The 22,718-nt window shown below is 71.4% G+C and carries 17 protein-coding genes and 7 tRNA genes; 12 read left to right on the top strand and 12 right to left on the bottom strand.

Going from position 1 to position 22,718, the window contains the following annotated elements; genetic code table 11:
* Positions 1 to 23: 23 nt before the first annotated feature.
* Together ACYU7H_RS07095 and ACYU7H_RS07090 are read left to right on the top strand one after the other, a co-directional pair.
* Complete coding sequence (locus ACYU7H_RS07095; protein WP_460813463.1) at positions 24 to 1,286, top strand: lytic transglycosylase domain-containing protein; 1,263 nt, start codon at positions 24 to 26, stop codon at positions 1,284 to 1,286.
* A 95-nt stretch (positions 1,287 to 1,381) separates the two neighbouring features.
* On the top strand, positions 1,382 to 2,179 hold the full coding sequence (locus ACYU7H_RS07090; RefSeq protein ID WP_460813461.1) for an enoyl-ACP reductase FabI: 798 nt from the start codon (positions 1,382 to 1,384) through the stop codon (positions 2,177 to 2,179).
* A gap of 46 nt (positions 2,180 to 2,225) precedes the next feature.
* Here ACYU7H_RS07090 and ACYU7H_RS07085 read toward each other — a convergent pair whose 3' ends face one another.
* The 9 genes from ACYU7H_RS07085 to ACYU7H_RS07045 form a co-directional block, all read right to left on the bottom strand.
* Complete coding sequence (locus ACYU7H_RS07085) at positions 2,226 to 4,205, bottom strand: SurA N-terminal domain-containing protein (protein WP_460813460.1); 1,980 nt, start codon at positions 4,203 to 4,205, stop codon at positions 2,226 to 2,228.
* A gap of 143 nt (positions 4,206 to 4,348) precedes the next feature.
* Positions 4,349 to 4,425: transfer RNA gene (locus tag ACYU7H_RS07080), tRNA-Asp, on the bottom strand.
* 69 nt (positions 4,426 to 4,494) lie between these two features.
* Positions 4,495 to 4,569: transfer RNA gene (locus ACYU7H_RS07075), tRNA-Val, on the bottom strand.
* A gap of 137 nt (positions 4,570 to 4,706) precedes the next feature.
* Positions 4,707 to 5,015 carry an HU family DNA-binding protein gene (locus tag ACYU7H_RS07070; protein ID WP_460813982.1) on the bottom strand — a complete coding sequence of 103 codons (309 nt, stop codon included), beginning with the start codon at positions 5,013 to 5,015 and terminating at the stop codon, positions 4,707 to 4,709.
* Positions 5,016 to 5,232: 217 nt separating this feature from the next.
* Positions 5,233 to 7,665, bottom strand: a complete 2,433-nt coding sequence (gene lon, locus ACYU7H_RS07065; protein ID WP_460813458.1) for an endopeptidase La — start codon at positions 7,663 to 7,665, stop codon at positions 5,233 to 5,235.
* Between the two features lie 279 nt (positions 7,666 to 7,944).
* Entirely contained in the window at positions 7,945 to 9,231 is a 1,287-nt protein-coding gene (gene clpX / locus ACYU7H_RS07060) for an ATP-dependent Clp protease ATP-binding subunit ClpX (RefSeq protein WP_460813457.1), read from the bottom strand.
* 163 nt (positions 9,232 to 9,394) lie between these two features.
* Complete coding sequence (clpP, locus tag ACYU7H_RS07055; protein ID WP_460813455.1) at positions 9,395 to 10,021, bottom strand: ATP-dependent Clp endopeptidase proteolytic subunit ClpP; 627 nt, start codon at positions 10,019 to 10,021, stop codon at positions 9,395 to 9,397.
* Between the two features lie 73 nt (positions 10,022 to 10,094).
* Positions 10,095 to 11,408 (bottom strand): trigger factor, encoded by a 1,314-nt coding sequence (gene tig, locus ACYU7H_RS07050; protein ID WP_460813453.1) that lies wholly within the window; start codon positions 11,406 to 11,408, stop codon positions 10,095 to 10,097.
* Between the two features lie 173 nt (positions 11,409 to 11,581).
* Entirely contained in the window at positions 11,582 to 12,340 is a 759-nt protein-coding gene (locus tag ACYU7H_RS07045) for a Bax inhibitor-1/YccA family protein (RefSeq protein ID WP_460813451.1), read from the bottom strand.
* Positions 12,341 to 12,550: 210 nt separating this feature from the next.
* Here ACYU7H_RS07045 and ACYU7H_RS07040 point away from each other — a divergent pair.
* From ACYU7H_RS07040 to ACYU7H_RS07020, 5 genes are all read left to right on the top strand, one after another.
* A tRNA-Pro gene (locus ACYU7H_RS07040) sits at positions 12,551 to 12,627 on the top strand.
* Positions 12,628 to 12,673: 46 nt separating this feature from the next.
* Positions 12,674 to 12,750, top strand: a tRNA-Arg gene (locus tag ACYU7H_RS07035).
* Positions 12,751 to 12,772: 22 nt separating this feature from the next.
* Positions 12,773 to 12,849 (top strand) — tRNA-His (locus ACYU7H_RS07030).
* A 57-nt stretch (positions 12,850 to 12,906) separates the two neighbouring features.
* A tRNA-Lys gene (locus tag ACYU7H_RS07025) sits at positions 12,907 to 12,982 on the top strand.
* A 108-nt stretch (positions 12,983 to 13,090) separates the two neighbouring features.
* Positions 13,091 to 13,176: transfer RNA gene (locus tag ACYU7H_RS07020), tRNA-Leu, on the top strand.
* A gap of 63 nt (positions 13,177 to 13,239) precedes the next feature.
* Here ACYU7H_RS07020 and ACYU7H_RS07015 read toward each other — a convergent pair.
* From ACYU7H_RS07015 to grxC, 3 genes are all read right to left on the bottom strand, one after another.
* Positions 13,240 to 14,247 (bottom strand): isocitrate dehydrogenase, encoded by a 1,008-nt coding sequence (locus ACYU7H_RS07015; RefSeq protein ID WP_460813450.1) that lies wholly within the window; start codon positions 14,245 to 14,247, stop codon positions 13,240 to 13,242.
* Positions 14,248 to 14,376: 129 nt separating this feature from the next.
* Positions 14,377 to 14,778, bottom strand: a complete 402-nt coding sequence (locus ACYU7H_RS07010) for a carboxymuconolactone decarboxylase family protein (RefSeq protein WP_460813448.1) — start codon at positions 14,776 to 14,778, stop codon at positions 14,377 to 14,379.
* Positions 14,775 to 15,053: a glutaredoxin 3 gene (grxC, locus tag ACYU7H_RS07005; protein ID WP_460813446.1), complete on the bottom strand. Its 279-nt coding sequence runs from the start codon at positions 15,051 to 15,053 to the stop codon at positions 14,775 to 14,777. Before grxC ends, ACYU7H_RS07010 begins: the two co-directional genes overlap by 4 nt.
* A 173-nt stretch (positions 15,054 to 15,226) precedes the next feature.
* On the opposite strand from grxC, the gene ACYU7H_RS07000 reads away from it, so the two are divergent.
* The 5 genes from ACYU7H_RS07000 (at position 15,227) to ACYU7H_RS06980 (ending at position 22,664) form a co-directional block, all read left to right on the top strand.
* Entirely contained in the window at positions 15,227 to 16,810 is a 1,584-nt protein-coding gene (locus ACYU7H_RS07000; RefSeq protein WP_460813445.1) for a M48 family metalloprotease, read from the top strand.
* A gap of 119 nt (positions 16,811 to 16,929) precedes the next feature.
* Positions 16,930 to 17,634 carry a phosphate regulon transcriptional regulator PhoB gene (gene phoB / locus ACYU7H_RS06995; RefSeq protein WP_460813443.1) on the top strand — a complete coding sequence of 235 codons (705 nt, stop codon included), beginning with the start codon at positions 16,930 to 16,932 and terminating at the stop codon, positions 17,632 to 17,634.
* A gap of 47 nt (positions 17,635 to 17,681) precedes the next feature.
* Entirely contained in the window at positions 17,682 to 19,022 is a 1,341-nt protein-coding gene (gene phoR, locus ACYU7H_RS06990) for a phosphate regulon sensor histidine kinase PhoR (protein WP_460813440.1), read from the top strand.
* Positions 19,015 to 21,108, top strand: a complete 2,094-nt coding sequence (gene ppk1, locus ACYU7H_RS06985) for a polyphosphate kinase 1 (protein WP_460813438.1) — start codon at positions 19,015 to 19,017, stop codon at positions 21,106 to 21,108. The genes phoR and ppk1 overlap by 8 nt, the downstream gene beginning before the upstream one ends.
* Positions 21,105 to 22,664 carry a Ppx/GppA phosphatase family protein gene (locus ACYU7H_RS06980; protein WP_460813437.1) on the top strand — a complete coding sequence of 520 codons (1,560 nt, stop codon included), beginning with the start codon at positions 21,105 to 21,107 and terminating at the stop codon, positions 22,662 to 22,664. Before ppk1 ends, ACYU7H_RS06980 begins: the two co-directional genes overlap by 4 nt.
* The last annotated feature ends 54 nt before the right edge of the window (positions 22,665 to 22,718 follow it).

Genomic DNA, 22,718 nt, shown 5'->3' with positions numbered 1-22,718 from the left:
CCCGGTCGCGGACGGCGCGACGCATGGCCCTCGTGGCGGCCCTGTTCGCGGTTGTTGCGCCCGCCGGCGCGGAGACCCCGGCCTCGCCGGAAGACCTGCCGGTCGGTGGCACCGTGGCCACGGCCGGCGACGCCGCGCCGGAGCACGCCGATCGGACCGCCGGGGCGACGGAATCGGTCACCTTCGTGGACACGCCGCCTGCGAACGTCCGCAGCGGCACGCAGATCGTGGACGCCTTCCTGGCAGGCCTGTCGGACGATGACTGTTCCGCGGGCGAATCCAGCGCGCGCTGGCGCCGCCACTTCGCGGCCAGTCCGCGCAGGCTGGCCGAGGACGACGACAAGCTGGCCCTGTTCGGCTACGTCGTCGAAGCGCTGGGCGACGCGCACCTGCCCAGCGAATACGCGCTCATCCCGTTCGTCGAGAGCGGCTACGCGCCGGGCGCGCGCAGCAGGGGCGGACCGGCGGGCATGTGGCAGTTCATCGCGCTGACCGCGCGCAACCACCGCATCCCGGTCCGCGCGGGCTACGACGGCCGCCTGTCGCCCGTCGCCTCGACCCGCGCGGCGGTCCGCTACCTGCGGACCCTTCACGGCATGTTCGCCGGGGACTGGCGGCTGGCGTCGATGGCGTACAACGCGGGCGAGTACCGGATCCTCGGCGCGCTGCGACGGGGCGGGATGGCGGCCGCCACGGCCGAGGCGGCGAAGCTGCCCGGCCTGTCCGGGATCACCTACGCCTACCCCCGCAAGATGCACGCACTCTCGTGCCTGCTGCAGGAGGCCGCGCGGGATCCCGCGTGGCGCGCGGCCCTGGACCGGCCGGTGCCGCGACTGGAAGCGGCGGAGCTGCCAGGCGACGTCCGCGACCTCGATGCATGGGCCCGCGAGCGCGGCCTGGACGGGGCACTCGTGCGCCGGCTCAACCCTGCCTGGCGCGGCCGGCACGTCCCACGTCGCGCCGGCGAGACGTTGCGCGTGCTGGTGCCCGCCGGCGTCCCGGTCCTGGCCGCGACGCAGGACACGGTGCCGTTGGCGGATCCGGCCGCCACCGCGGGGGCGGCGACCGTCGCGAACGACGCCGCAACGACGCACGCCGCCACATCGCCCGGCGACGCCACCGCGCGCACGCACGTCGTCCGCCGCGGCGATTCGCTCTGGACGATCGCACGGGCGCATGGCGTCACGCTCGAACAGTTGCGCGCACTGAACACGATCGGCGAACGCGCCATCCTGCAGCCGGGCATGACGCTGCGGATCGACGCCCCGGGCGCCGCGGGCCACTGAACCCGCGGGCCGCGGCCCGCCCGCGCCGCTACACTTGGCGCCCCCCACGGCCGCGGCGACGCGGCCAGGCAACGGCAGACGCACACGGAGGCACCATGGGATTCCTGCAGGGCAAGCGCGCGCTCGTCACCGGCATCGCGAGCGAACGCTCGATCGCCAGCGGCATCGCCGAGGCGATGCATCGCGAGGGCGCGCAGCTCGCCTTCACCTACCAGAACGAGAAGCTCAAGGGGCGCGTCGAGAAGGCCGCCGCGCAGTACGGCAGCGACATCGTGCTGCCGCTTGACGTGGCCGACGACGCGCAGGTCGCCGCGTGCTTCGACGGCCTGGCCGGGCACTGGCCCGACGGCTTCGACATCCTGGTGCACGCGATCGCCTATGCGCCGCGCGAGGCGATCGCCGGCCAGTTCCTGGACGGCCTGACGCGCGAGAACTTCGCGATCGCGCACGACGTGTCCGCCTACTCGCTCGCGGCGATGGCGAAGGCCGCGCGCCCGCACATGAAGGACCGACACGGCAGCATCCTCACGTTGACCTACCTCGGCGCGGAGCGCGCGCTGGCCGGCTACAACGTGATGGGCGTGGCCAAGGCGAGCCTGGAGGCGACGGTGCGCTACCTCGCCTACAACCTCGGGCCGGAAGGCATCCGCGTGAACGCGATCTCCGCCGGCCCGATCAAGACGCTGGCGGCCGCCGGCATCGCTGGCTTCAGGAAGATCCTCGGGCACGTCGAGGAGAACGCGCCGCTGCGGCGCACGGTGACCATCGAGGACGTCGGCAACGCCGCCGCGTTCCTCTGCTCGGACCTGGCCGCGGGCATCACCGGCGAGGTGACGTACGTCGACGCGGGCTACAACATCCTCGGCATGACCGGGATCGGCACCGACGACTGAGCCGTCGTCGCGCCCGTCACCTCGACGGGCGCGGCCTCCGGGGCGGCTAGAGCCGCTCCTCCGCGATCGACACCGACATCCGCTTGCGAAGCGCGTCGGTGAACGCCTGCGCGTCCGCCATGCCGTGGATCTCCGCGAGCTGCGCGCGCAGCCCTTCCCGCTGTTCCGGGGTGGCCGCCGCCGGGTCGCCCGGGGTCACGCCGCGCACGACGAACACCACCACGCTGCCGTCGTCGCGCGCCAGGCTGCCGGCGGCGACTTCGCCGGCGGCCGGCGGCGCGAGCGCGAACATGGCTTCCGACGTCGCCGCATCGGGCACCGGCGCGCCGCGCGGCACGCCCGGGACCTCGGCGACCTCGATGCCCTCGCCCGCCGCTTCGGCCAAGGAACCGCCGGCGCGCACCGCCTCGAGGATCGCGTCCGCCCGGGCCTGGGCGGCCTTCGCGGCGCGATCGGCGCGCACCGCCGCGACGACCTCCGCGCGCACGTCCTCCAGCGGACGTTCGCGCTGCGGCGTGTGCGCGGCCACGCGCAGGAGGACCCGTCGCCCGTCGGGCAGCTCGATCGGGTCGCTCACGGTCCCGTCCTCGATGAGCGCTTCGGAGAACGCGGCGCGCTGCACTTCCGGCAGGGCGGCGATGCCCTCGCCCCCGCCCCGCGCGAACGGGCCCGCCTTGGCCACGGTCTGCCCGGCCACCCGCGCCGCCGGCGCGAGGCTGTTCGGGTTGGCGTAGACCTCGTCGACCACCTTGCCGGCCATCTCGCTGAAGGCCCGGGCGCGGTCCGCCTCGGCCTGCTCGGCCGCGAGGGTCTCCCGCACGTCCTCGAACGACGCGCCGTCGCCGCCACGCACCTGCTCGAGCCTGATCACGTGCCAGCCGAAGTCGGTCCTGACCGGGGCGCTCACCTCGCCGGGCGACAGGGCGAACAGGGCGTCGTCGAAGGCATCGCTGCCCATCGTCCCGCGCTCGACCCACCCCAGTTCGCCACCGCTCGCCCGCGAGCCGGTGTCGTCGGAGTGTTCGCCCGCGATCGCGGCGAAATCGGCGCCCTCGGCGCGTGCCTGCTCCGCCAGTGCCGCGGCCTCGGCGCGCGCGGCTTCGACGGCCGCTTCGTTGTCGCCATCCGGAGTGACCAGGATGTGGCGTGCGAGGCGCTGCTCCGCATCGACGAACCGGCTGCGTTCCTGCTCGTACCGCTCGCGCAGCGCCGCTTCATCGGGCGCGGGCATCGCGGCCATGGCGGCCGGGTCGAGCACCAGGTACTCGATCGCCACGGTTTCCGGCGCGAGGAAGTCGCCCCGGTTCGCGTCGTACCAGGCCTGCAACTGGGCGGCGTCGACCTGCTGCCGCGCGGCATCCAGTTCCGGCGCGGTCACGGTCGCGAACGCGACGTCGCGCTGCTCCCCGAGCAGGGCGAGCAGGCGATCCACCTGCCCATTGGTGACCACGGCCGACTCGGCGATGTCGCTGGCCACCAGCGTCCGGGCCAGGCCGTCGCGGACCATCTGCTCGAACTCGCGCGGCGAGCGCTGCGGCACCTGCGCGGCGAGCGCCAGCCGGTAGCGTTCCGGGTCGAAGCGGCCGTCGACCTGGAAGGCGGGGATCCCCGAGATCGTCTCGCGCACCAGCCTGTCGCCCACGGCGACGCCGGCGACGTCCGACGCCAGCTTCAGGACGCGGTCCTCGATCATCGTGTCGAGCAGGCGGCGACGGTTCTCCGGCGTGTCGAACGCGGTCGGGTCGAACCCCTCGCCCTGCGCCGCCTGTGCCTGCTGGCGCGCCTGCGCCAGCCGTTCGTTGAAGTCGTCGACGTCGATGACCTCCTCGCGCCACAGCATCGACGCCGGCCACCACGACGGCGCGCCCGCCCACCACGACGGCGGCGCCTCGACCTTCGCCACCCAGGTGTCCACGCGCTGGGTCATGTACTGCTCCATCCCGAAGAAGGCGAACGGGACCGCGAGCAGCACCAGGATCACCTTGGCGATCCAGCTGGAGGACTTGTCGCGCAGTTTCTGCAGCATCGTGCGTTCCGTCGGGGCGTGGGCCGGGGATTCTATCGCGGGCGCGGGGCCGTGCCCGGCCGCCACGCGGGCACGGCGCGCGGGCACAAAAAAAGACGCCGTCGCCGGCGTCTTTTCCTGACCACTCGAAGGTGGTTCGCAAATGGCGGAGTGGACGGGACTCGAACCCGCGACCCCCGGCGTGACAGGCCGGTATTCTAACCGACTGAACTACCACTCCGCTGTCGGTTGCGAGCCGCGCATGATACAGGCGGTTTCGCGGTCGTGCAATGCCCGGATCGCTGTCGGATGGTGGGTGCTGAGGGGATCGAACCCCCGACCCTCTCCTTGTAAGGGAGACGCTCTACCGCTGAGCTAAGCACCCGCCGGGCGGCGCAAGGATAACCCGCGCCGGAGACACCATGACCGGCGCCGGCCGCCGCGCGCGACGGCGCCCCTGGAAGCGGAAAGCCCGGCACAAGGCCGGGCTTTCCGTCTCCTGGCGCATGGCGCCGGATGCGCTCAGTTGACCGCGTCCTTCAGCGCCTTGCCGGCCTTGAACGCCGGGTTCTTCGAGGCCTTGATCTTGATCGTCTCGCCGGTCCGCGGGTTGCGGCCGGTGCGGGCGCCGCGCTTGCGCACGTCGAAGGTCCCGAAGCCGACCAGGGTCACGCTGTCGCCCTTCTTCAGCGCCTTGGTGATCACCGCCACCATCGCGTCGACCGCACGGCCGGCGTCGGCCTTGGTCAGTTCCGCGGCGTCGGCCACGGCCTCGACGAATTCGCCTTTGTTCATTCTGGAAACTCCCTGAGCGGACGCGGTCCGCTGGATGCGTGTCGCTGGATGTTTTGACCAGTCGGCCGCGCTGCATGCGCGATGATGCACGCGTCCCCCCGGTCGACCTGGCCGCGTGCACGCACTCGGGTGCCGCGGGCCGGTTCGTTATACCAGCGGCCCCGCCGAAGGCGCAACACGGAAAGCAAGCACCGGCGCGGGTTCCAGCCGCATCGCGCGTCGCGCGCGTTACGTGGAAACCCGCGCGGAGCGGTCAGTGCTTGAGGTCGGTGCGCGCCACCGCCGGATCACCCTCGCGGACCGGCAGTTCCGGCGCGCCGCCCGGCGCGGGTGGCGCGAGCGGGCGTTCCAGCGCCAGGTCGAGCACTTCATCGATCCAGCGCACCGGCACGATCTCCATACCCTGCGTGACGTTGCGCGGGATGTCGGCCAGGTCCTTCCGGTTCTCCTCGGGGATGATCACCGTGCGGATGCCGCCGCGCAGCGCGGCCAGCAGCTTCTCCTTGAGGCCGCCGATCGGGAGCACGCGGCCGCGCAGGGTGATCTCGCCAGTCATCGCCACGTCCGCGCGCACCGGCACCTTGGTCAGCACCGACACGAGCGCGGTCGCCATCGCGATGCCCGCGCTCGGGCCGTCCTTCGGCGTCGCGCCCTCGGGCACGTGCAGGTGGACGTCGAGCTTCTGCAGGAAGTCCAGGTCGATGCCGAGGCGCTCGGTGCGGGCGCGCACCACGCTCAGGGCGGCGCTCGCCGACTCCTTCATGACGTCGCCAAGCTGGCCGGTGAGGATCAGCTGGCCCTTGCCCGGCACGAGCGTCGACTCGATCTGCAGCAGGTCGCCGCCGACCTCCGTCCAGGCCAAGCCCGTGACCAGACCGATCTCGTTGTCGGCCTCGGCGCGGCCGTAGTCGTAGCGGCGCACGCCCAGGTACTTCTCGACGTTCTTCGAGCTCACCGAGGTGGCCTTCGCCTTCTTCGCCTTCGGGCCGGCCAGCGCGATCTCCTTGACCACCTTGCGGCTGATCTTGGCGATCTCGCGCTCGAGGTTGCGCACGCCGGACTCGCGCGTGTAATAGCGCACGATGTCGCGGATCGCGCCCTCGGCGATGCGCAGCTCCCCTTCCTTCAGCCCGTTGGCCTTGAGCTGCTTGGGCACCAGGTAGCGCATGGCGATGTTGATCTTCTCGTCCTCGGTGTACCCCGGGATGCGGATGACCTCCATGCGGTCCAGCAGCGGGCCGGGGATGTTGAGCGAGTTCGAGGTGGCGACGAACATCACCTCCGACAGGTCCAGGTCGACCTCGAGGTAGTGGTCGTTGAACGCGTTGTTCTGCTCGGGGTCGAGGACCTCGAGCAGCGCCGAGGACGGATCGCCACGGAAGTCCATCGACATCTTGTCGATCTCGTCGAGGACGAACAGCGGGTTCTTCGTCCCCGCCTTGTTGAGGTTCTGCACGATCCGCCCGGGCATCGAGCCGACATAGGTCCGGCGGTGGCCGCGGATCTCGGCCTCGTCGCGCACGCCGCCCAGCGACATGCGCACGAACTTGCGGTTGGTCGCCTTGGCGATGGACTGGCCGAGCGAGGTCTTGCCCACGCCGGGCGGGCCGACCAGGCACAGGATCGGCCCCTTCATCTGCTTCACGCGCGTCTGCACCGCGAGGTACTCGAGGATCCGCTCCTTGACCTTCTCGAGGCCGAAGTGGTCGGCGTCGAGCACGTCCTGCGCGGCCTTCAGGTCCTTGCGGACCTTGCTGCGCTTCTTCCAGGGCACGCCCAGCAGCCAGTCCAGGTAGTTCCGCACGACCGCCGCCTCGGCGGACATCGGGGACATCTGCTTGAGCTTGTTGAACTCGCCCTTCGCCTTGGCCTCGACCTCCTTCGGCATGCCGGCCGCGGCGATCTTGCGGGCGAGCTCCTCGAGGTCGTTCGGCGCATCGTCCAGGTCGCCCAGTTCCTTCTGGATCGCCTTCATCTGCTCGTTGAGGTAGTACTCGCGCTGCGACTTCTCCATCTGCGACTTCACGCGGCCGCGGATGCGCTTCTCCATCTGCTGCACGTCGATCTCGCCGTCGACGAAGCCGACCAGCAGCTCGAGCCGGTCGCCGACCTCGAGGGTCTCCAGCAGTTGCTGCTTGTCGGCCAGGCGCACGCCCAGGTGCGCGGCGATGGTGTCGGCGAGTCGGCCCGGCTCCTCGATGCCGGACAGGGTCTGGAGCAGTTCGGGCGGCAGCTTGCGGTTGGTCTTGACGTACTGCTCGAACAGGCCCATCAGGGAGCGGACGATGGCTTCGACCTCGCGGGCCTCGCGGCCCTCCCCCGATTCGACGACCACGCCCGTGCCGGTGAGCGCCCCGTCGACCTCGGCCACGTGGTCCACGCGACCGCGCGCCACGCCCTCGACCAGCACCTTGATGGTCCCGTCCGGCAACTTGAGCAGTTGCAGCACCTGGGCGAGGGTGCCCACGCCATAGAGGTCCTCGGCCGTCGGGTCGTCGGTCTCGGCCGACTTCTGGGCGACCAGCCAGATGCGCTTGTCGCCCTCCATCGCCACGTCCAGCGCGCGGATCGACTTGTCGCGGCCGACGAACAGCGGGATGACCATGTGCGGGAACACGACCACGTCGCGCAACGGCAGGACCGGGAGGTCGAGGCTGTCGTGCACGGTGTGGAGGTGGTCGGTCATGGTGGTCTCCCTGGTTCTGGCTGGGCGGATCGGTCCGTCCGGGCGCCGCGCCCGGGCACCCGGCGGGATGGCCACCCGGCCGCCTGTCCCCGGTACGGGCAGCGACGCCGGATGGATGCCGAGGCACAGGTTATGGGGATCGGGGCCCGGTGTTGCAAGCAATGCGTGACGGGCGCGCGCGCGGGCGGCGGATTCCCTCGGGGAATCAAAAGGTTGCGGCGCGATCGCGCCGTCCGTTCAGGGTGTCGCCAAGGGGGCCGGCGGACGCCGGCCGCGACCCTACTCCGCCGAGGCGACCTTGGCGGCCGGGGGCGGGGTCTGGAAGATCAGGTACGGGTCGGACTTGTGCTCGATGACCGACTCGTCGACCACGACCTTGCTCACGTTCTCCTGCGACGGCAGGTCGTACATGGTGTCCAGCAGCACCGACTCGACGATGGTGCGCAGGCCACGCGCGCCCGTCTTGCGCTTGAGCGCCTTGCGGGCGATCGCGGTGAGCGCGTCGGGGCGGAACTCGAGTTCCACGCCCTCCATGTCGAACAGCTTGCGGAACTGCTTGGTGATCGCGTTCTTCGGTTCGGTGAGGATCTTCACCAGCGCGGCCTCGTCCAGCTCCTCGAGGGTGGCGACGACCGGCAGGCGGCCGACGAACTCGGGGATCAGGCCGAACTTGATCAGGTCCTCCGGCTCGACGTCGGCGAGGATCTTGCCGACCTCGGCCTTGCGCTCGGCGCTCTTGACCTTGGCGCCGAAGCCGATGCCGCCCGCCTCGGTCGAGCGCTGCTGGATGATCTTCTCCAGCCCCGCGAACGCGCCGCCCACGATGAACAGGATGTTGCGCGTGTCCACCTGCAGGAACTCCTGCTGCGGGTGCTTGCGGCCGCCCTGCGGCGGGACCGAGGCGATCGTGCCCTCGATCAGCTTCAGCAGCGCCTGCTGCACGCCCTCGCCCGACACGTCGCGGGTGATGGACGGGTTCTCGCTCTTGCGCGAGATCTTGTCGATCTCGTCGATGTAGACGATGCCCTGCTGCGCCTTGTCGACGTCGTAGTCGCACTTCTGCAGCAGCTTCTGGATGATGTTCTCGACGTCCTCGCCGACATAGCCGGCCTCGGTGAGCGTCGTGGCGTCGGCCATGGTGAACGGCACGTTGAGCATGCGCGCCAGCGTTTCGGCCAGCAGCGTCTTGCCCGAGCCCGTCGGGCCGACCAGCAGGATGTTCGACTTGGCCAGCTCGACCTCGTCGTTCTTCTGGCGGCTCTCGATGCGCTTGTAATGGTTGTAGACGGCGACTGCGAGCGTCTTCTTGGCGCGCGCCTGCCCGATGACGTACTGGTCCAGGACGTCGAGGATCTCGCGCGGCTTGGGCAGCGAGCTGCGCGCGGACTGCGCCTTCTCCTCGAGTTCCTCGCGGATGATGTCGTTGCAGAGCTCGACGCATTCATCGCAGATGAACACGCTGGGGCCCGCGATCAGCTTGCGGACTTCGTGCTGGCTCTTGCCGCAGAACGAGCAGTACAGGATCTTGTTGTTCTCGCCCGAACGGCCCTGGCGGTCGTCGCTCATTCCACGGAATCCCAGTGTGGCTGCGGGCCCTGCGCCCGGAAGGCGGCCGCCATCCGGCCGGTCCGGCCCGAGAATAGCACAGCGCCCGGGGCCGCGAACCCGGCCCAAGGCGGTGCGATTTCGTTATTCAGATCAATCGCTTGCGCGATCCCGGCCAACCCGGTCAAGCGGGCTGGATCGAATCGTCGGGTCGACGCTCGAGGACCTGGTCGACCAGGCCGTACTCGCGCGCGGCCTCGGCGGACTTGAAGTTGTCGCGCTCGGTGTCCCGCGCGATGGTCTCCAGCGCCTGCCCGGTGTGCTTGGCCAGGATCTCGTTGAGGCGCTGGCGCAGCGACAGGATCTCTCGGGCGTGGATGTCGATGTCCGTCGCCTGCCCCTGGAAGCCGCCCAGCGGCTGGTGGATCATCACCCGCGAATTCGGCAGCGCGTAGCGCTTGCCCGCCGCGCCCGCCGCCAGCAGCAGCGCGCCCATCGACGCGGCCTGCCCGACGCAGATCGTGCTCACGTCCGGCTTGATGTACTGCATCGTGTCGTAGATCGCCATGCCCGCGGTGACGATGCCGCCCGGCGAGTTGATGTACAGGCTGATGTCCTTCTCGGGGTTCTCCGCCTCGAGGAACAGCATCTGCGCGACGATCACGTTGGCCACGTGGTCGTCCACCCCGCCCACCAGGAAGATCACCCGCTCCTTGAGCAGGCGCGAGTAGATGTCGTACGCGCGCTCACCCCGGCTGGTCTGTTCGACCACCATCGGGACCAGGTTCAGGGCCTTCTCTCGGTTGTCCATCTGCATTCGGATCCTGCGGTGGTCACTGCTGCCTGCAACTTGCGGCCGCGCGCGGCGGAACGCAAGGGGCGGGTCAGCGGATGGCGTCCTGGAAGCTCAGCGCCTGGTCGGTGTGCGAGGCGCGCTCGGCGATCCAGTCGATGACCTGCTCCTCCATCACGCGGTTCTGCAGGCCCGCCATCAGCTGGCGGTCGTTGCGGTACATCTCGACCACCTGCTCGGGCTCCTCGTAGGTGGAGGCGATCAGGCGCAGCGTCTCCGCGACGCGGGCCTGGTCGAGCTTCAAGTCGTTGCGGCGCGCGACCTCGGTCACCAGCAGGCCGACCAGCGCCCGCTTGCGGGCGGCGTCCATGAACCCCTCGTGGGCGTTCGCGGGCAGTTCGCCCACCGCGCGGCCCAGGCGACGCGCCTGCTGCTCGTGCGCCTGGCGGGCCATCGCCCGGGCCTCGTTCTCGACCAGGCGGGGCGGCATGTCCACGCCGGCGTGCGCGGCCGCGAGCTTCTCGCTCACCTCGCGGCGCAGCTTCGCCATCAGCGCACCCTTGAGTTCGCGCTCCAGGTTGCTGCGGATCTCGGCGCGGAAGTCCGCCATGTCGCCCGACTTCACGCCGAAGCTGCGGATGAAGTCCCCGTCCGCCTCCGGCATCACCGGCTCGCTGACCTTCAGCGCCTTCAGGTGCACCCGGGCGGTCTGGCCGGCGAGCGGCTTGACGCGCCAGTCGGCGGGGAAGGCCACCTCGGCGGCCTTCTCCTCGCCGGGCTTCATGCCCTTGATCTGGGCGTCGATCGCTTCGAGCATCTGCCCGCTGCCCACCACGCTCCGGCCCTTCTCCATGCCCTCCTCGGGCAGGCGGGTGTCGCCGACCTGGCTCCAGGTCTCGATCTCGACCGCGTCGCCGTCCTTCGCGCCGCGTTCCACCGGCTGCCAGGTCCGGCGCTGCAGGCGCAGGTTCTCGATCATGCGGTCGATGTCGTCGTCGCCGACCTCGGCCACCGGGCGGACGACCTCGAGCTTCGAGACGTCGATCTCGCCGAACTCCGGCATCACCTCGAAGGTGGCGACATAGGCGAGTTCGTCGTCGCCGGCCGCGGGGTCGGGCTCGACGCGGGGGCTGCCGGCCAGGCGCAGGTCGTTGTCGCGAACCGCGCTGTCGAGGCGCTCGCGCAGCAGGCCGTCCACCACCTCGGCGCGCACCTGCTGGCCGTACCGCTGCTCGATGACCTTCGCGGGCACCTTGCCGGGACGGAAGCCCTTGATGCGCGCGGTCCGCGCGATCTCGCGCAGGCGGCCGCCGACGGTGGTGTCCACCTGGTCGGCCGGGAGCCTGAGGCTCACGCGGCGTTCGTGCTGTCCGAGGGATTCGACCGAGACCTGGCCTTGCGTCATTGCCCACTCCTGCCGCCGCGGCGCCGGCCGCGGCCTGAAATACCGGAAAGAAAGATGTGAAGTCCGCCCGCGCCCGGCTGGGGCCGAAGCCCGCCCCGCGGCACGACGGAACGCGATAGTTTCGCCGATTCCGGCGCCCGCCGCCAGCGACGTTGCCGGGTCGCCCGCCCCCGTCAGTCCCGGGACTGGAGCTTGGCCAGCAGCCTGAGGATCTCCAGGTACAGCCAGACCAGCGTCACCAGCAGGCTGAACGCGGCGAACCACTCCATGTGCTTCGGCGCGCCCTGCGCGACGCCCTGCTCGATGAAATCGAAGTCCAGCACCAGGTTCAGGGCGGCGACCACGACGACGACCGCCGAGAAGCCGATCCCGAGCCAGCCGCCCTCGTGGATGAAGCCCATGCCGTCGAAGCCCAACAGCCGCATCCCCAGGTTGACCATGTACAGCAGGAAGATCCCGCCGGTCGCGGCGACCACGCCCAGCTTGAAGTTCTCGGTGGCCCGCACAAGGCCGCTGCGGTAGGCGACCAGGAGCGCGGCCATGGTGCCGAAGGTCAGGCCCACGGCCTGCAGGACGATGCCGGGATAGCGGGCCTCGAAGAACGCGGACACCGCGCCGATGAACAGCCCCTCGAGGACCGCGTACGCCGGCGCCGTGTAACGCGCCCATGCCTTCCGGAAGATCGTCACCAGCGCGACCGCGAGGCCGCCCAGCGCACCGCCCCAGATGTAGGGGGCCAGTTCCGACGGCGTGGCGCCGCCGAAGGCCTTCGCCCAGGTGAACATCGCCGCCGCAAGCGTCAGCACCAGCAGGAATCCCGTCTTGTTGACGGTGCCTTCCAGGGTCATCGCCGCATCGCGGCTGCCGACCACCGCGCCGGTGCCGAGGTCGAGGAAGGTCCTGTCGTTCAGGGCTGGATTTCCGCTGCGCATGCTGCTCCCCGGGGCGAGGCCCGATTGTCCGAGTGGTGGCGCCGCCCGTGCCTGCGCGGCGCCGCCCGGAGCATACAGGCAGCCGCGGACCGGCCGCGCCGCGGTGCGCATGCGTTGACACGGTGCGGGGCGCTCCCGACAATACCCGCCCTTTCGCGGCGCTGGCGCGCAACGGAAGCCCGGACAGGCTCCATCGGGTCATGGCTCAATCGGGGCATAGCGCAGCCTGGTAGCGCATCTGCTTTGGGAGCAGAGGGTCGGGGGTTCGAATCCCTCTGCCCCGACCATCCCCGGACAGGCCGCCGGCACGGCATGCGAGAATCGCCGCGCGCCGCGCCCGTAGCTCAACCGGATAGAGCACCGGCCTTCTAAGCCGGTGGTTGCAGGTTCGAGTCCTGCCGGGCGCGCCAGCAACCCGCAAGTGTTCCCGTGGTGGCTGTAGCTCAGTTGGTTAGAGTACTGGATTGTGATTCCAGTGGTCGGGGGTTCGAATCCCCTCAGCCACCCCACCTTTTCCACCCGGCGGCATGCCACGCGGCGCGCGGTTCGGGTACAATGCGCAGTTCGGGCCGTTAGCTCAGTTGGTAGAGCAGCTGACTCTTAATCAGTAGGTCCAAGGTTCGAATCCTTGACGGCCCACCACCTACGCGACGCCCGGCCACGTGCCGGGCGTTTTCTTTTTCCGCGTTCTTTTGCGCGCGTCACGGCGCGCGGCGCGGCAGCGCTAGAATCCGCGTGCGCGGATCCCGGGCGAAAGTGGCGGAACTGGTAGACGCACTGGATTTAGGTTCCAGCGGGTAACCCCCGTGCGGGTTCGAGTCCCGCCTTTCGCACCATCCGGAAAGCAGGAAGGGCGCCTCGCGGCGCCCTTCTTCGTGTCCTGCCGGCCGACCGTCGCGTCACACGCGGCTGGCGATCGCCCTCGCGAAGGACATCGTGTTGCCGTCGCCACCCAGGTCCGGCGTCAGCGAATCCTTCGCCTCGAGCGTGGCGACGATCGCCCCGCGCAGGCGCGTCGCCTTTTCCGGCATGCCCAGGTGGTCGAGCATCTGCGCGGCCGCCAGCAGCAACGCGCACGGGTTCGCCTTGCCCTGCCCCGCGATGTCGGGCGCGGTGCCGTGGACCGCCTCGAAGATCGCCGCGTCCGCGCCGATGTTGGCGCCCGGCGCCAGGCCGAGCCCGCCGACCAGGCCCGCGCACAGGTCCGAGAGGATGTCCCCGAACAGGTTCGTGGTCACGATGACGTCGAACGACTCCGGCTGCATCACCAGCTTCATGCAGCACGCGTCCACGATCATCTCGTCGGAGGCGATGTCCGGGTACTCGGCGGCGACCTCGCGCGCGACCTTCAGGAACAGGCCCGAGGTCGACTTCATGATGTTCGCCTTGTGCACGATCGTGACCTTCCTGCGGCCGGTCCTGCGGGCCAGTTCGAAGGCGTAGCGCACGATCCGCTCGCAGCCCCGGCGCGTGGTGCGGATCAGCGAGGTCGCGGTCTCGCCGTCGGCCGACAGCTCCTGCCCTTCCGCGATGTACGCGCCTTCGGTGTTCTCGCGCACGGTGACCAGGTCCACGCCTTCGCTGAAGCGCGAGCGCGTGTTCGGGTGCGAGATCGCCGGACGCACGTTCGCGTACAGGTCGAAGCGCTTGCGCAGTTCGACGTTGATCGAGGAGAAGCCGCCGCCGACGGGCGTGGTGAGCGGGCTCTTGAGCGCGACGCGGTTGCGCCGGATGGAGTCCATCGTCGCGGCCGGCAGCAGTTCGCCGCTGGCTTCCTGCGCGGCCAGGCCGGCCTCCACGAACTCGTACTGCAGCCCGAGGTCCATCGCCTCTAGCACGTGCAGGGTGGCGTCCATGATTTCCGGGCCGATGCCGTCGCCGCGGATGACCGAGATCGTTTGCGTCATGGGGGATGTGTTCCGGCTGGGGGCGGCGTCGGGCGAGCCCTGGGCTTCCGTACGGCGCCGTGTGTGAGCCGGCCATTATGCCAAAGCCCGTCCCGCGGCCGGGCCGCGGGCGGGCGCCGACCGGCCGGATCAGGCGTGCTCGTGCGCGGCGGGCGCCTCGGCGCCCTGTTCCAGCTGGTCGAGGAAGTCCACCGCGCGCCGCAGGTGGGGGATCACGATGCTGCCGCCGACCACCAGGCCCACGGAGAACGCCTCGAACATCTCGTCGCGCGCCACCCCGGCCTCCCGGCACTGCGCCACGTGGTAGCTGATGCAGTCGTCGCAACGCAGCACCAGCGAAGCCACCAGGCCCAGCAGTTCCTTGGTCCGCAGATCCAGCGCGCCGGGCTGGTACGCCTGCGTGTCGAGCGCGAAGAACCGGCGGACGACCTGGTTCGGCTCGGCCAGGATCCGCTCGTTCATCCGCTTGCGGAACTCGGTGAAGTCCCGGACGCGATCGCTCGGCCCGTCCCCGGCGGTGGCGGTGCTCATGCGACGCCCGCGACGAGGGGCTCGAAGCGACCGTCCCGGTGCATCGCGATCATGTCGTCGTAGCCGCCCACGTGGGTCTCGCCCACGAAGATCTGGGGGACGCTGGTGCGGCGTGCGCGCGACATCATCGTGGCGCGGGCATCCGCGTCGAGGTCGATGCGGACCTCGTTCCAGGACAGGCCGCGACTCTTCAGGAAGTTCTTGGCGGCGACGCAGTACGGGCAGATGGCCGTGGTGTAGAGGGTGATCTCGGGGGACGACTCGGACGCGGACAAGGGGGGCTCCGGAACCTTCAAGGGAAGCGACGGTCGCAATATGCGGTCGCTTGGCGCGCATTTCCACCCGTGGCGCGCCACGCGACCGCCCATCCGGTTAACAGCCTGTTCACGCGCCCCCGGAGGCGCGCGTTCATGCTGCCGGCGTCCTCCGCGACAGACCCGGGAATCCCGTGCGCCTCCTGACCCTTGCCGCCGCCCTGACGCTTGCGATCGCCGCGCCCGCGTCCGTCCGGGACGCCCGTGCCCAGGACCTCCCCGACATCGGTTCCTCGGCCGGCACGCTGATCACGCCCGCCGAGCAGCAGCGCTACGGGCAGATGCTGCTGAGCCAGCTGCGCCACTACGGCTACACCCTGGAGGACCCTCTGCTGGAGGGCTGGCTCAAGCAGGTCGGCGCGCGCCTCGTGGCCTCCGGCGACCGTCCGGGCGACCCCTTCACCTTCTTCCTGCTCGACGACCGCCAGATCAACGCCTTCGCGACGCTCGGCGGCTACATCGGCGTCAACGCGGGCCTCGTCCTGCGTGCCGAACGCGAGGACGAGGTCGCGGGCGTGCTCGCGCACGAGATCGCCCACGTGACCCAGCAGCACGTGCTGCGCGGCGTGGAGCGCGCGCAGAAGGACCAGATCCCGATCCTGCTGGCGATGATCGGCGCGGTCGTGGCGGCGAACGCGGCGGGTGGCCATTCGTCCGACGACGCCGCGCAGGCCGCGATCGCCACCGGCATGGGCCTGATGCAGCAGCGCCAGATCGACTACACGCGGTCGAACGAGTCCGAGGCGGACCGCATCGGCATCCGCACGCTCGACCGGAGCGGCTACGCGCCCGAGGCGATGGCCGGCTTCTTCGAACGTCTGCTCGCCGCCAGCCGCGCGAACAGCGGCGGCTGGCAGGCACCGGACTTCCTGCGGACCCATCCGGTCACGACCACCCGCGTCAGCGAAGCGCGCCAGCGCGCGCGCCAGATCGGGCAGGCGCGGAAGCCCTATGTCCCGCAGGTGGCGCGAAGCGACAACCCCCTGCTCCCCGGCGGACTGTCGTTGCCGTCGGCACTGTCCGCGGCACCGGGCGGCGACCGATTCGAGTTCGCCCGCGAGCGCCTGCGCGTCCTCAGCGCGGAGACGCCGTCGGCCGCGATCCGCGAACTGCGCCAGATCGGCGACGCCGCCGACGGCCTTTCCACGGCGCAGACCTACGGCCTGGCCGTCGCGCACCTGCGCGACGGGGACGGCGAGGCGGCCGCCCGACTGCTTCGCCCATTGCACGAGGCCGACCCGGGCAACGCGTGGATCGAACTCGCGCTGGCCGAGGCGGACGCGCGCGCGGGACGCCGGGCGGCGGCCGACCAGCGGTTCGAGTCGCTCGTGTCGCGCATGCCCCACCATCGCGCGGTCGCGGTGACCTATGCCTCGCTCCTGGGCGAGCGCAACACCCCGGAGGCCGGGCGGCGGGCGCGCGACGTGTTGCGGCCGCTCATCCCGACATCGTCGGACGACCCCACGTTCCAGCGCGCGCTGGCGCGTGCCAGCGAGATCGCCGGGGAGCCGGTGCGCGCCGGCGAGGCGTGGGCCGAGGTGGCCCTGCTCACCGGCCGCCCGGAACAGGCCCTGCTCCAGCTGCAGACGCTCCGGCGGCATCCCGACGTCGACTACTACGCGCGGGCGCGGATCGACGCGCGGATCGCGGCGATCACCCCGGTCGTGCTCGAGCTGCGGCGCCAGGGCGTGCGCGACGAGACGCTGGAACGGGGCTGAGGACCCGCGGGCCGGGGCACGCCGGGCGCGTGTGACGCTGTCACGTCGCCGTCATAGAATCGTCGTCTACTGGCCCGGTCCCAGGGAGCAACGCGCCGGAACGCGCGCGAAGGGCCTGCATGCAGAAGCGCATCCTGATCGTCGACGACGAACCCGCCATCCGCGAGATGGTCGCGTACGCCCTGCGCAAGGGCGAGTTCGAGCCGGTCCACGCGGGGGACGCCCGCGAAGCCCAGACCGCCATCGCCGACCAGGTGCCCGACCTGATCCTGCTCGACTGGATGCTCCCGGGCACCAGCGGCCTGGAACTTGCCAGGCGCTGGCGCCGGGAATCGCTGACCCGGGAGGTCCCCATCATCATGCTCACCGCGCGCGGCGAGGAGAACGACCGGGTGGGCGGCCTCGAAGCCGGCGTCGACGACTACGTGGTCAAGCCGTTCTCGGCGCGCGAGCTGCTCGCCCGCATCCGCGCGGTCATGCGCCGCGCACGGGAGGACGACGAGGACGGCAGCGTGCAGGTGGGCGGCCTGCGCATCGACGGCGCGGCGCACCGGGTCTACGCCACGACCGGCGGCGGCGACGGACAGCCCGTGCAGATCGGACCGACCGAGTACCGCCTGCTGCACTTCTTCATGACCCACCCCGACCGGGTCTACTCGCGCGCCCAGCTGCTCGACCACGTGTGGGGCGGCAGCGTCTACGTCGAGGAGCGCACCATCGACGTCCACATCCGCCGGTTGCGCAAGACGCTCGAACCCCACGGCATGGACGCGATGGTGCAGACGGTCCGCGGCGCCGGCTACCGCTTCTCCGCCTCGTCCTGACGCCCCCGCCCGCCACGACGCGGGCCCCGCTCTGCCACAATCGCCCGATGACCCGCGACATCCGCTCCGCCTGGTCCAGGACGCTCGGCACGCTCGTGCTCGTGCTCGCCGTCGCGGTCGCCGCCGGGCTGTGGGCGGGCATGCTCGCGCCGGCGGTGGCCGTCGCGGCGCTGGCGATCGTGGCATGGCATTACTGGAAGCTGCGCGCGGTCATGGCGAGGCTGGGCGCGCGCAAGCGGCTCCCGCCCCCCTCGGGCAGCGGGATCTGGAACGAACTGGACCGAACCCTGCACGCGCGGCAGGCCGACATGCGCGACCGCAAGCGCCGGCTCGTCGACATGCTCCGCGCGTACCGCGCCGTCGCGGCCGCCCTCCCCGACGCCGTGGTGGTCATCGAGCGCGAAAGCCAGCGCGTGCAGTGGTTCAACGAGGCCGCGACGCGCCTGCTGGGCCTGCGCTATCCCAACGACATCGAAGCGCCGCTCGGCGACAGGCTGCAGCCGCTGGCCGTGGCGCGCTGGCTCGGGGCGGGCCGGCATGCGGAGCCGATCCTGGACGCCCCGTCGCCAGTCGATCCCGCGGTGCGCCTGTCCCTGCGCCTGATCCCCTACTCCGACCAGCACTGGCTGCTGGTCGCGCGGGACGTCACCAAGCTGATGCGGCTCGAGCACGTCCGCCGCGACTTCGTCGCCAACGTCTCGCACGAGCTGCGCACGCCGCTGACCGTCATCCACGGCTACCTGGAGATGCTCGAGCCCGAGGAGCACCCGGAACTGGGCGCGTTGCTGGGCGAGATGCAGCGGCAGTCGCAGCGGATGACCCAGCTCGTCGAGGACCTCCTGACGCTGTCGCGGCTGGAGGCGCAGGAGGGCCTGGACGAGGAGCCCGTCGCCATGGCACCGATGCTGTCCACGCTGCGCCGCGAGGCCGAGGCGCTCAGCCAGGGCCGGCACACCGTGACCGTCGAGGACGAGGCGCGGGTCGACCTGCTCGGCTCGACCCGGGAACTGCACAGCGCGTTCTCCAACCTGGTGAGCAACGCCGTGCGCTACACGCCCGCGGGCGGGCGCATCGCCATCGCCTTCCGGCTCGAAGCCGGGGAACCGGTGCTGAGCGTGCGCGACAGCGGCTACGGCATCCCCGCCGCGCACCTGCCGCGCCTCACCGAGCGCTTCTACCGCGTTTCGACCAGCCGCTCCCGGGAGTCAGGCGGCACCGGCCTGGGCCTGGCGATCGTGAAGCACGTGCTCAACCTCCACCAGGGCCGGCTCTCGATCGAGAGCCACGTCGGCGAGGGCAGCGTGTTCGCCTGCCACTTCGGTCGCGAGCGCGCGGTGGCGCGCGAACCGCACCTGGGCGCCGGCGCGCCGGAGCGCGCGCATGGATGACCGCACCCTCCCGCGCAACGACGACGCATCGCTGGCGGACCCGCTGCGGGACCCGGCGCTGTACCTCAACCGCGAGCTCTCGCACCTCGCGTTCAATTTCCGGGTGCTGGCGCAGGCGCGCGAAGCGCAGGTGCCGCTGCTCGAGCGGCTCCGCTTCCTGTGCATCAGTTGCACCAACCTCGACGAGTTCTTCGAGATCCGCGCCGCCACCGTGCGCCACGCGCACGACTTCGGGATGCCCGCGGCGGCCGACGGGCTCGCCCCGGCCGAGGTGCTGCGGCGGATCCACGACGATGCCGCCGAACTGGTCGCCGCCCAGTACGCCTGCTGGAACGACGAACTGCGCCCGGCGCTCAACGACGCCGGCGTGCGCATCTTCGCGCGCGACACGTGGACGGACGCGCAGTCGGACTGGCTGCGGCAGCACTTCCGCGAGGAGATCCTGCCGGTCCTGTCGCCGCTGGGCCTGGATCCCGCGCACCCGTTCCCGAAGATCCTCAACAAGTCGCTGAACATCGTCGTGGAGGTGCACGGTCGCGACGCCTTCGGGCGCGCCGGGCACCTGGCGATCGTGCGCGCCCCGCGCTCGCTGCCCCGGATCATCCAGCTGCCGCGCGAAGTGTCCGGCGGCCCGCACGACTTCGTGTTCCTGTCGGCGGTGCTCGCCGCGTTCGTGGACGAACTCTTCCCGGGCATGGAGGTCCGCGGGGCGTACCAGTTCCGGGTGACGCGCAACTCCGAACTGGTCGTGGACGAGGACGAGGTGGAGAACCTCGCGCTCGCCCTGCGCGACGAACTGATCGGGCGCGGCTACCTGCGCGCCATGCGCCTGGAGATCGCGGAACAGTGCCCGGACGACATCGTCCAGTTGCTGCTGGCGAACTTCGACCTGCCCGAGCACGCGGTCTACCGGATCAACGGCCCGGTCAACCTCAACCGCGCCATCCAGGTCTACGACCTGGTCCAGCGGCCGGACCTGAAGTACGCGCCGTTCCAGCCGCGCGTGCCGCGAGGCACCGACGCCATGTTCGACCGCCTCGCCGAGGGCGACATGCTGCTGCACCACCCGTTCGACTCGTTCGCGCCGGTGCTGGAGCTGCTGCGGCAGGCCGCCGAGGACCCGGGCGTGCTGGCGATCAAGCAGACGCTCTACCGCGCCGGGCGCGACTCGCCGATCGTCGAACAGCTGGTGCAGGCCGCCCGCAACGGCAAGGACGTGACCGCCGTGGTCGAGCTGCGCGCGCGCTTCGACGAGGAGGCCAACCTCGGCCTCGCCGACCGGTTGCAGGAGGCCGGCGTGCAGGTGGTCTACGGCGTCGTCGGCTACAAGACCCACGCCAAGATGCTGCTGATCGTGCGCCGCGAGGGCGCGCGCCTGCGCCGTTACGTGCACCTGGGCACGGGCAACTACCACGCGGGAACGGCGCGCGCGTACACCGACCTGGGCCTGCTGACGGCGGACCGGGACATCGGCGACGACGTGCACCTGGTGTTCCAGCAGGTCTCCGGCCTGGCCCCCGCGATCCGCACCCGCTGCCTGCTGCAGTCGCCGTTCACCCTGCACGCGGGCGTGCTCGAACGCATCGCCCGCGAGGCCGCGCACGCGCGCAGCGGCCGCGAGGGCCGGATCATCGCGCGCATGAACGCGATCAACGAGCCGCAGGTCGTGCGCGCCCTGTACGCGGCCTCGCAGGCGGGCGTGCAGATCGACCTCGTGGTGCGCGGGGCCTGCACGCTGCGCCCAGGCGTGCCAGGCGTCTCGGACAACATCCGCGTGCGTTCGGTCGTGGGCCGGTTCCTGGAGCACGGGCGCGCCTGGTGGTTCGCGAACGACGGCGACCCCGAACTGTTCTGCGCCAGCGCCGACTGGCTCGAGCGCAACCTGCTGCGGCGCGTCGAGGTGGGGTTCCCGGTGCGCGACCCGGGGCTGGCCGCGCGCGTGCGCGACGAGGCGCTCGACAACTACCTGGCCGACAACACCGATGCATGGCTGCTGCAGCCCGACGGCAGCTACGTGCGCGCCGCGCCCGGTGGCGATCCGCCGCACTCGGCGCAGGGCGCGCTGCTCGAGGCGGTGACCGGATGAACGACGCCGACAGCCCCTCCGTCGCCGCCCACGTCCGCGCAGGCGCGAGCGTGGCGCCGCTCGCGGAGGGCGAGCTGCTGGCCGCCGTGGACCTGGGCTCGAACAGCTTCCACATGGTCGTCGCCCGGCACCTGCTCGGCCAGTTGCGGGTCGTGGACCGGCTGCGCGAAGTCGTGCGCATGGCGGAGGGCCTGGACGGCAAGGGCGGCCTCCGCCCGGACGTGCGCGAACGCGCTCTCGCCTGCCTGGCCCGCTTCGGCCAGCGCCTGCGCGACATCCCGCCCGAGCGCGTCCGGGCGATCGCGACCAACACCGTGCGCCAGCTCGCCGCGCCGCAGGGTTTCCTGGTCCCGGCGGAGACCGCGCTGGGCCACGCGATCGAGGTCGTGTCCGGCCGCGAGGAGGCGCGCCTGATCTACAACGGCGTGGCGCATGCCCAGCCGCCCCGGCCGGGGCAGCGCAGGCTGGTCATCGACATCGGCGGCGGCTCCACCGAGTGCATCATCGGCCGCGGCATGGTGCCGCTCGAACGCGAGAGCCTGCAGGTGGGTTGCGTCGCCACCACGCGACGGTTCTTCCCGGACGGACGACTGACGGCGCGGCGCTGGCGGCAGGCACTGGCGGAGGTGGGCGTGGAATTCCAGCAGTTCGCCGCCGTCTACCGCGCGCTCGGCTGGCAGGAAGCCATCGGGTCCTCGGGCACCAACAAGGCCATCGGCGAGATCTGCGCGGCGATGGACCTCACCAAGGGCGCCGTCACTGCCGAGGCCCTGCCCGTGCTGCGAGACCGGGTGATGGTGGCCGGCCGGGTGGACCGGATCGACCTGCCCGGCCTCGACGACGACCGTCGCCCGGTCATCGCCGGGGGCATCCTCGTGCTGCAGGCGGCGTTCGACGCCCTCGGCCTGCAACGGATGGCGGTCAGCCGCGCGGCGATGCGCGAGGGCGTGCTGCACGACCTGGTCGGCCGCGCCAGCGACAACGACCCGCGCGACGCCTCGGTCGCCGCGCTCATGCAGCGCTACGCGATCGACGCGGCGCAGGCCGCGCGCGTGGAGGCGACCGCGTTGCGCCTGTTCGACCAGGTGGCCACGGGCTGGGGCCTGAACGCGGACGACCGCGCGATGCTCGGCTGGGCCGCGCGCCTGCACGAGATCGGCCTGGTCATCGCGCACAGCCAGCACCAGGTCCATGGCGCCTACCTCCTCGCGCACTCGGACATCGCCGGCTTCTCCCAGCAGGAGCAGCGTTTCCTGGCCGCGCTGGTCCGCGCGCACCGCCGGCGCATCCCGCGCACGGTGTTCGACGCCCTGCCCGACCGCCTGCTCCCGGCCGCCCGCCGCTCGACGGCCCTGCTTCGGCTGGCCGTGCTCCTTCACCGCGCGCACGAAGCCGACCCGGTGCCCCGGCTCGATGCGCGCGCCGCCGGCGACCGCCTGTCGATCGCGCTGGACCGCGCCTGGCTCGACGCGCGGCCCCTGCTCGCCACCGACCTGGAAAGCGAACCCGGCGATGTCGAGAAGCTCGACATCACCCTGGACGTCGCCGCGGACTGACGGCGCCCGCGGCTGTCATGCCGCGGTCACCCCATCGACATCGCGCTGGAACCG

The sequence above is a fragment of the Luteimonas pelagia genome, assembly GCF_054776035.1.
The sequence above is the reverse complement of the archived record's forward strand: the minus strand, read 5'-3'. Positions and strand labels throughout refer to the sequence as shown.

Bases quoted from the DNA above. Each gene is read 5' to 3' on its own strand.
- ACYU7H_RS07095 (WP_460813463.1), top strand. From the start codon at position 24: ATGGCCCTCGTGGCGGCCCTGTTCGCGGTTGTTGCGCCCGCCGGCGCG.
- ACYU7H_RS07090 (WP_460813461.1), top strand. From the start codon at position 1,382: ATGGGATTCCTGCAGGGCAAGCGCGCGCTCGTCACCGGCATCGCGAGC.
- ACYU7H_RS07085 (WP_460813460.1), bottom strand. From the start codon at position 4,205: ATGCTGCAGAAACTGCGCGACAAGTCCTCCAGCTGGATCGCCAAGGTG.
- lon (WP_460813458.1), bottom strand. From the start codon at position 7,665: ATGACCGACCACCTCCACACCGTGCACGACAGCCTCGACCTCCCGGTC.
- clpX (WP_460813457.1), bottom strand. From the start codon at position 9,231: ATGAGCGACGACCGCCAGGGCCGTTCGGGCGAGAACAACAAGATCCTG.
- clpP (WP_460813455.1), bottom strand. From the start codon at position 10,021: ATGGACAACCGAGAGAAGGCCCTGAACCTGGTCCCGATGGTGGTCGAA.
- tig (WP_460813453.1), bottom strand. From the start codon at position 11,408: ATGACGCAAGGCCAGGTCTCGGTCGAATCCCTCGGACAGCACGAACGC.
- ACYU7H_RS07045 (WP_460813451.1), bottom strand. From the start codon at position 12,340: ATGCGCAGCGGAAATCCAGCCCTGAACGACAGGACCTTCCTCGACCTC.
- ACYU7H_RS07015 (WP_460813450.1), bottom strand. From the start codon at position 14,247: ATGACGCAAACGATCTCGGTCATCCGCGGCGACGGCATCGGCCCGGAA.
- ACYU7H_RS07010 (WP_460813448.1), bottom strand. From the start codon at position 14,778: ATGAGCACCGCCACCGCCGGGGACGGGCCGAGCGATCGCGTCCGGGAC.
- phoB (WP_460813443.1), top strand. From the start codon at position 16,930: ATGCAGAAGCGCATCCTGATCGTCGACGACGAACCCGCCATCCGCGAG.
- phoR (WP_460813440.1), top strand. From the start codon at position 17,682: ATGACCCGCGACATCCGCTCCGCCTGGTCCAGGACGCTCGGCACGCTC.
- ppk1 (WP_460813438.1), top strand. From the start codon at position 19,015: ATGGATGACCGCACCCTCCCGCGCAACGACGACGCATCGCTGGCGGAC.
- ACYU7H_RS06980 (WP_460813437.1), top strand. From the start codon at position 21,105: ATGAACGACGCCGACAGCCCCTCCGTCGCCGCCCACGTCCGCGCAGGC.